Annotated in this window: 7 protein-coding genes; 3 read left to right on the forward strand and 4 right to left on the reverse strand. The window is 67.7% G+C overall.

The annotated features are described in order from the left end of the window. Nucleotides 1-4: 4 nt before the first annotated feature. Nucleotides 5-601 (forward strand): phosphatase PAP2 family protein, encoded by a 597-nt coding sequence (locus tag BLR41_RS11690; RefSeq protein WP_218120087.1) that lies wholly within the window; start codon nucleotides 5-7, stop codon nucleotides 599-601. Further along, a complete protein-coding gene (locus BLR41_RS11695) occupies nucleotides 594-1,850 on the forward strand; it encodes a decaprenyl-phosphate phosphoribosyltransferase (protein WP_218120088.1) in 1,257 nt (418 codons plus the stop codon). The genes BLR41_RS11690 and BLR41_RS11695 overlap by 8 nt, the downstream gene beginning before the upstream one ends. A 337-nt stretch (nucleotides 1,851-2,187) precedes the next feature. On the opposite strand, the gene BLR41_RS11700 is transcribed toward BLR41_RS11695, so the two are convergent. After that, the gene (locus BLR41_RS11700) at nucleotides 2,188-2,664 is read right to left on the reverse strand and encodes a YbaK/EbsC family protein (RefSeq protein ID WP_092628343.1); all 477 of its coding nucleotides are present in this window, start codon (nucleotides 2,662-2,664) and stop codon (nucleotides 2,188-2,190) included. A gap of 115 nt (nucleotides 2,665-2,779) precedes the next feature. On the opposite strand from BLR41_RS11700, the gene BLR41_RS11705 reads away from it, so the two are divergent. Further along, entirely contained in the window at nucleotides 2,780-3,319 is a 540-nt protein-coding gene (locus tag BLR41_RS11705; protein ID WP_245694079.1) for a nitroreductase family protein, read from the forward strand. A 135-nt stretch (nucleotides 3,320-3,454) separates the two neighbouring features. Here BLR41_RS11705 and BLR41_RS11710 read toward each other — a convergent pair whose 3' ends face one another. From BLR41_RS11710 to BLR41_RS22875, 3 genes are all read right to left on the reverse strand, one after another. Continuing rightward, nucleotides 3,455-4,036: a DUF2017 family protein gene (locus BLR41_RS11710; protein WP_092628102.1), complete on the reverse strand. Its 582-nt coding sequence runs from the start codon at nucleotides 4,034-4,036 to the stop codon at nucleotides 3,455-3,457. Nucleotides 4,037-4,213: 177 nt separating this feature from the next. Then, nucleotides 4,214-5,041, reverse strand: a complete 828-nt coding sequence (locus BLR41_RS11715; RefSeq protein ID WP_245694080.1) for an LGFP repeat-containing protein — start codon at nucleotides 5,039-5,041, stop codon at nucleotides 4,214-4,216. Nucleotides 5,042-5,272: 231 nt separating this feature from the next. Next, nucleotides 5,273-6,085, reverse strand: an 813-nt coding sequence (locus tag BLR41_RS22875) for an LGFP repeat-containing protein (RefSeq protein ID WP_425426909.1), incomplete at its 5' end; no start/stop codon positions are given.

Consider the following 6,085-nt stretch of genomic DNA (forward strand, 5'->3'; position numbering starts at 1 on the left):
CGAAGTGGACGCAGAGCTGACCACCGTGGCGGCCGAGCCGATCGAGCGGATCGAGCCGGAGCAGACCACGGAGGAGAGAATGCCCGCTGCAGTCACGGCAGAGACCACCGCGGTGCGCCGTGTGCAGCACGTGCTGGCAACACCACCGGTGGTTACCGTCGCGAAGGGCATGTCCAAATTCGGCGATCACGCCCTCGGCTGGCTGGCGCTCGGGGCGGTCGGGGCGCTCACCGACCGCCGCCGTCGTCGCGAGTGGGTACTGGCCGCCGCCGGTGTCGCCGTTTCGCACGGCGCCTCCATCGCGGTCAAGCGCGTCGTGCGACGCAACCGCCCCGGCGACCCGGGCATCCGGGTGCTGGTCGACACCCCCAGCCGGTTGAGCTTTCCCTCCTCGCACGCCACTTCGACGACCACGGCCGCGATTCTTTACGGCAGGTTGCTCGGGCGCGGGCTGGGACCGGTGGTGGTGCCGCCGATGATGGTCAGCCGCCTGGTGCTCGGTGTTCACTACCCGAGTGACGTGCTGGTCGGTTCGGGACTCGGTGGGACCGTCGCGCTGGGCGTACGTCGATACGTCGAACGGCGGAGGAACCGTGGCTGACAGGAACGAAGCCGATTCCAGGACCGCGGAGGACACCACCGCGGGAAGCAACGAGGGGCAGCGGTCCGAGCGGTCGGCGACAGGATCCGCTTCCGGCGGCGGTGTCGACACCGCCACCACCGAGCGCGAAGCCGAGACCGAACGTGACGCCGAATCCTCGCCCGCCGAGGCACGTGCCGCGGACACCGAAGAGGCCGTGCGGGCCGACTCCGAGGGACTGATCGGCTCGGAGGCGGGCGGTGAGGCCGGTGCGCTGGAGGACCGGTTCACCGAAGACACGGCGAGCACGGCCCCGGCGGGGGAAACGAGCGCCGCGGGATCGTCCCAGGACAAGTCCTCGGACGCCTACCACGCGAGGGTGATCGCCGCCGCGGGAACTCCGAGCGGGCTGCTCAACGGCCTGCTCAAGGAGCTACGACCGAAGCAGTGGGTCAAGAACATCCTGGTGCTGGCCGCACCGTTCAGCGCGGGTGAGCTGTGGGCGGTTCCGACCCTGCTCGACGCTGCCGTGGCCTTCGCGGTCTTCTCGATGGCCGCTTCGGGGATCTACTTCATCAACGACGCTCTCGACGTGGAGTCCGATCGGGCGCACCCCACCAAACGAAACCGGCCGATCGCGGCGGGGTTGATCCCGCTGCCGGTGGCCTACGGGGTGTGCGGGTTGCTGCTCGTGGGCTCGCTGGTCGTCTCCGGCCTGATGAGCATGGGCCTGCTGGCGGTGATGGTCGTCTACGTCGCCGTGCAGCTCGGCTACTGCTTCGGCCTCAAGCACCAGCCGGTGATCGACCTGTGCATAGTGGCCTCCGGCTTCCTGCTGCGCGCGGTGGCGGGCGGCGCGGCCGCCGGGCTGGAGATCACCCAGTGGTTCTACATCGTGGTCGCTTTCGGCTCGCTGTTCATGGTGGCGGGCAAGCGCTACGCGGAGGTCAAGCTCGCCAACGAGACCGGAGCCAAGATCCGCAAGTCGCTACGGGCCTACTCCGCCTCGTACCTGCGGTTCGTCTGGGCCATCTCGGCCGCGATCATGATCATGTCCTACAGCATGTGGGCCTACGACATCCGGCAGGAGGACAACTCGATCTGGGGAGTGGTGTCGATCATTCCCTTCGTGATCGGCATCCTGCGTTACGCGGTGGACGTGGACAAGGGCGTGGCCGGTGAACCGGAGGAAGTGGCACTCAAGGACAAGGTGCTGCTGGTGCTGTTCGGCATCCTCGCAGGGTGTCTTTTCTTCGCCTTCTACCTCTGAGCGAGGTTTTCGGCTCGGTCTGTGCGGCGGTGCGGGTGGCGGAACCTCTCGCACGGCTCTCGCTGCGGGTCCGGCGACATCGGGTAGCGACCTACACAACGTCTCCGGCGTCCTCGCGAGAGCCGCACGGGAGAACCCGCGGCGGTGCCGACTGCGAGGGTGGTCGGGACTCGGCCTGCGGGAGCGCTCGGAGGGCGGCTACTCCTCGGCGCTGCCGGCCCGGCGATTTCGCGAGAAATCGACCCCCCCCCCAGGCCGGACCGTCGTACGCCCCGGCTCCCTCGCCACCGGCGCGGCGATCTCGGGGGAGATTGACGCCGGACGGTGCGGGCTCCGGTCACTCTTCGGAGGCGACCGGTAGGGACCGGCCGTCGGTCATGCGGACCAGCTCGTCATGGCTGGTGGGAAACAACGTTCGGGGTGTGCCGCCCGCGGCCCACACCCGTTCGTAGTCCGCCAGTGCGCTGTCGACCACCGTCGGCAGCGCCTCGGGATGTCCCAACGGAGCCACCCCGCCGATCGCCTGGCCGGTGGCCCGCCGGACCTGCTCGGGCTTGGCGCGGACGAGCGGTTGCCACCCCAGCCGCAGGGCCAGCGCTTCCGTGTCCACCCGGTGGCGCCCACTGGTCAGCACCAGGACCGGCTCCTCACCGGAGAGGAAGACCAGGCTTCCCGCGATCGCGCCCGTCTCGCAGCCGAGGGCCGCCGCGGCATCGGCGGCGGTCCTGGTCGATCCGGGCATCTCCCGGATCTCGCCCGGTACTCCCATCGCCCGGAGCCGACGGGCAACCTCTTTGCTGCGTTCGGGGAGCATGCTCTCCGAGGACGCGGTCGTCTCCGACTGCACGCGGCGAACCTCCGTACGGCTTTTCGGCGCATTGGGCCGACCTCTCGCGACAGTTCGCACCCTAGCGCACCATACTTCGATCGTGACCGAATCACCCGGGCGTGGTGCCCCTTTCCCGGACTCGTTGGAGATGCTGCGCGGATTGCGCGCCAACCGCTGGTTCACGGACGCCGAGGTGCCCACGGCGGATCTGCGCCGGATACTCGAGGTGGCCCGTTGGACCGGTTCCGCGCGTAATCGCCAACCGTGGCGGGTGCACACCGTTCGCGATGCGGACACCCGTGCCGAACTGGGGCGCTGCGGCGACTACGCCCTGCACCTCGCGCAGGCACCGGTGGTGATCCTGCTGGCGCTGGATCGCGGCGGGGCGGACGCCGAGTTCGACGGGGGCAGGTTCGCACAGACCCTCATGGCGGCGGCGGGCGCTTTCGGACTCGGCTGTTGCCCGGCGACCTTCTTCCCGGCGGCCAACGCCGAGCGGGCCACCGCGATCGCCGGGTTCGAGGAGCCGTGGTCGGTGCGTACCGGTATCGCGTTGGGATGGCCCGCGCCCGCGCCTGCCGGCAGGTCCGCGATCCCGCGGGGCAGGTTGCCGTTGCACACCCTCTGGTCGGGGGAGTGAGCTTGGGTAGGAGAGTGAGCTGGGCAGGGGAGTGGGCGCCGCTCCACAGCGGCACGGCCCGCAAGGCACCGCCGCACGCGCCGTCCGTCACTCCACCCGCGCGAATCCGGCCGCGAACCCGCTCGGTAAGACCAGTCAGTAGTAGGAGTACTCCGGCAGGGGTTGCCCGGAAACCTTGCGCAGCACGTCCGCGACATTCTGCATCCACCACACCGCGAAGCGTGCGGGCGTGAGCGGATCGCTCCAGTCCGCCGTCTTGTCGAAGTGCTCGTCGATGGGGGCGCAGCCCGGACCGAGCACGCCGTGCTCCACTCCGTAGGCGATGCGCATGTTCACCAGCACCCAGAACCACGCCTCGACCTGCTCGGCGTTGTGCAGCACCAGTTTTTCGCCCCTGGCGGGCAGGGTGCGCAGCACGACGTCCGCGTCCTCGCGGAGCCGGTTGATCAGATCGGCCTCCAGCCAACCGCGCAACGCGTCGTCGTCCACGGGATCGCACCAGCTGTCGCGCAGCGCGCGGAGCATGGTCGAGTCCAGTGGGGTGACCGGCAACGGCAACGAGAGCCGCTCACACAGCCAGTCGTATTCGCGGTATTCGTCCAGTCTTCCCTGGACCAGTTCCCGATATCGTGGCAGTGAAGCGCGTAGCCACTTGAACATGGTCGAATCGAACTCAGCGACCAGCGTGTTATCCACAATGGAGCACTTCACGGCCATATCCGAGTCTCCCATCGCCCCGGCCCCGAATCCACAGTCGATTCTCGCAGCCGACTCGACGGGAGTCACAACCGCATCCACGATGCGATAGCGAAGGCGTTTTCCGCCCGTTGCCCGGTCTCCCTCGACGCTTCCGCGCCGAAGGAGACCGGGTGGCAACCCGGTGGAAAACTCCGGTCAGTAACGGTACGCCTTGGTCTTGCCGGTCTTGGAGTTCCAGATGATGTAGCCGTGCTGGAAATCGCTACGTCGACCGTTTTTGATGCCGTACTCGTTGGACTTGGGAAAACCCAGCCACGATTTCTCGGCGCCGAGCTTCAGCCAACGGGCGCGGATCGCGCCCTGCACCGAGTGAGCACCGGTTTTCTCGCTCCAGTACACGGAGGCCCCGTGGTGGTCCGCGCCGCGGAAATGCGTGTAGATCCCCTTGCCACCGGGAGTGTCCGTGGTGGTGGAGGTGGGGTAGTTCAGAAAGCCGCGCTCGTAGCCGTGCTTGGCCCAGAATTGCCTCGGCGGCCCCCAGATTCCCTGTGCACCGGTCTTCGGGGTCCAGTAGATCGAGGCGATCCCGATCGCCTTGGTCCCCGTGAAGTGGTTGTAGCGCCCCTTGCCGTCCGGGGTCTTCAGCTCGTCGGTGGTGGGGACACCGTAGGTCTCGTGCGTGCCTACCTCGGTGTAGCGGTCCGCGATGGCCCCGTGCACCTCGTGCGTGCCCGTGTCGTCGGTGTGGTACATCCAGCCGTTCTGGTACTCCTGGTAGGAGATCCCGTCCTTGTGGTACTCGGTGTCCACCGGGTGACCGAGCAGCTTACGCAGCTTCGGATCGTTCCAGTACCGGTGTTCGATGGGGGTGAATTCGGCGGGCGAGGCCTTCTGGGGCTGCTCCTCCGCCCGGGTCTGCTGCTCCGCGCGGGGAGTGTCCACATCGCCGCTCGCGGTGCCGGACAGCCCCAGCGACAGCGTGACCGCGAGCATGGTGGCCGCACCGGCCACCGCTCTGCGCAAGATCGAACCATTTCCGGAAAACACGGGATGCTCCTGTTCAGCTCGGCGAACTCCGAACGATGCCCAGCTTGGGAGCGGGTGGGCCGGAGCTGTGGAACGGACACGCTCGATCACGCGGCTCATACCGGTATTTCACCTGTTAGTGACAACGAAGGGCCTTCCGGAGCGTTCCGGAAGGCCCTTCGGGGATGTCACACTCGCCGGGTGCTCAGCCCGGTGTGACCGGTTCGGTCACCACGGCCGGTCGACGATCTCACCGGTCTCCGGGTAGTAGGTGATCTGACCACCCTGGAAGTCGACCCGGTAGACGCCGTCCACCTGGTACTGGCCGCTGGTCGGGTAGCCCAGGTAGGAACGCTCCCAGCCCCGCTGCTGCCAGCGGTCCCGGATCCCGCCGAAGACCGCGTGCGCCCTTCCGACCGCCTTGCTGGAGTAGATCGAGCTGCCGCCCGCACCGTTGAAGTGGTTGTAGGAGCCCTGACCGTCCGGGGTGGTACGCTGGTCGGTGGTCGGGTAGCCCAGGACACCGCCCGGACCGCCGTACTTGGAGCTCGCGTATTTGTAGGCGATCTTGCCCTGTACCGAGTGTGCTCCTGTCTCCTGGCTCCAGGCGATTAAGGCGAACATACCGTCCTGACCGCTGAAGGCGTTGTACCTGCCGCTGTAACCGAGTTCCTCGTAACCGACGAGCTCGTCGGTGATCGGGTACCCCAACGGTCCGTTGACCCCGCCGCTCGCCACCCATTTGTCGTAGATGGCGCCGTAGACGGCGTGCGTGGCTCCGAACTCTTCTATCCAGGCGCCCTCCGAGGCCGAGTAGATGGCGCCGCCATCGCTTCCGGCGAACTCGTTGTAGCGACCCTTACCGTCCGCGGCGCTCTGCTCGTCGGTGGTGGGGTAACCCAGCGGGCCGCGTTCCCAGCCCATGGAAGCCCACTTGTCCCGGATAGCGCCTTGGATGGTGTGTGCGCCGGTCTGTTCCGACCAGTAGATCGAGCCGTTGTTCTCGAAGTGGTTGTACTGGCCGGTGTTGCCTGGTGTGGC

The organism is Actinopolyspora mzabensis (assembly GCF_900101095.1).
Classification (GTDB): Bacteria; Actinomycetota; Actinomycetes; order Mycobacteriales; family Pseudonocardiaceae; genus Actinopolyspora; species Actinopolyspora mzabensis.